The organism is Caldimonas taiwanensis NBRC 104434, from assembly GCF_001592165.1.
Taxonomy (GTDB): domain Bacteria; phylum Pseudomonadota; class Gammaproteobacteria; order Burkholderiales; family Burkholderiaceae_C; genus Caldimonas; species Caldimonas manganoxidans.
In genome coordinates this window covers 1-1,046 of record NZ_BCWK01000078.1, presented here as the reverse complement: position 1 = coordinate 1,046, position 1,046 = coordinate 1, and the positions used below count along the sequence as shown (strand labels likewise).

The following is a 1,046-nucleotide window of genomic DNA, read 5'->3' as shown; positions in this document are numbered from 1 at the left end:
TTGTCGATCATCACCGACGAACTGCTGAAGTTCGAACTCTCCGGCCAGGTGCTGGCGGATCTCTCCAAACCCACCGACGGCGAACTGGGCCAGTTCGGCCGCCTGGTGCTCTTGTAAGGGGATGGCGATGACCGATAGCAATACCGACTTCCAGACCTTCCCGCCCGTGCCCCAGGTGGTCACGGTGGCGGGCACCGCGCTGGAACTCACGCCGATCCGGCTGGGCGAGTTGCCCCGGATCCTCGCCGCGGTGCGGCCCATCGCCGCCGACCTCTCGACCGAGCCGGATTGGCTCGCGCTGCTCGCCCGACACGGCGAGGCGGTGCTGGAACTGCTCGCGCTCGCCACCCGGCGCGAGCGCGCCTGGATCGAGGGGCTGGCGCTCGACGAGGCCGTCACCTTGGCCGCCGCCGTGTTCGAGGTGAACGCGGATTTTTTCGTGCGGCGGGTGGCGCCGAGCATCGCGCGCTCGGGCGAGCGGCTGGCGCCGATCCTCTCGGCTGGGACGATGCCGTCGCCCGGCTCGTCGCCTGCGGCCACCGCCACACCGAGGTGATGGGCTACACGCTCGCGCAAGTGCGCGGCTTGCTGGCCGCCCACGGCCGGCTGGAACGTAGGCAGAACGCCTTGCGGCTGGCCTTGCACGCGGTGGCGGCCCAGGGCGACCGCTCGGCCATCGAGCGGCTGCAGCGCGAGTTGTGGGAGGACGTGAGGCCATGAAACTGACTCTCACCACCTCCGGACTGCTCGATCCGAGGCGGCTCTCGGCCTGGAGCGCCGAACGCCGGCGGGCGATCCACGCGGCGGTGGCCAAAGGGATGGCCGCAGGCGGCCGCGAGGTGCGCGAGGCCGCCCGCGCCCAGATGCGCAGCGCCTTCCAGGTCCGGCGTGCGAACTTCGTCGCCTCGCTGCAGGCCAAGGTGTTCGACCGCAAGCCCGATCGCCTGCCCGCGCTGTGGGTGGGCAGCCGCATCCCCTGGCTGGGCATCCACACCCAGGGTGGCACGGTCGCGGGCCGGATGCTGATCCCGCTGCTGCCCACCCGC

At 71.6% G+C, this 1,046-nt stretch carries 3 protein-coding genes and 1 pseudogene; all 4 read left to right on the top strand.

All coding sequences use genetic code 11. The features are described 5' to 3' along the window. Nucleotides 1-117, top strand: a pseudogene (locus CTA01S_RS17100) (phage tail tube protein); the annotation flags it as partial. Nucleotides 118-127: 10 nt separating this feature from the next. Then, nucleotides 128-556: a DUF6631 family protein gene (locus tag CTA01S_RS16200; RefSeq protein WP_062196860.1), complete on the top strand. Its 429-nt coding sequence runs from the start codon at nucleotides 128-130 to the stop codon at nucleotides 554-556. Next, complete coding sequence (locus CTA01S_RS16805; RefSeq protein WP_198150913.1) at nucleotides 556-720, top strand: hypothetical protein; 165 nt, start codon at nucleotides 556-558, stop codon at nucleotides 718-720. The genes CTA01S_RS16200 and CTA01S_RS16805 overlap by 1 nt, the downstream gene beginning before the upstream one ends. Next, on the top strand, nucleotides 717-1,046 hold a 330-nt coding region (locus CTA01S_RS16195; RefSeq protein WP_232301116.1), incomplete at its 3' end, for a DUF6441 family protein. The genes CTA01S_RS16805 and CTA01S_RS16195, both read left to right, overlap by 4 nt.

What these genes read in the sequence shown, in the direction of transcription:
- CTA01S_RS16200 (WP_062196860.1), top strand. Translation starts at nt 128, where the DNA reads ATGACCGATAGCAATACCGACTTCCAGACCTTCCCGCCCGTGCCCCAG.
- CTA01S_RS16805 (WP_198150913.1), top strand. Translation starts at nt 556, where the DNA reads ATGGGCTACACGCTCGCGCAAGTGCGCGGCTTGCTGGCCGCCCACGGC.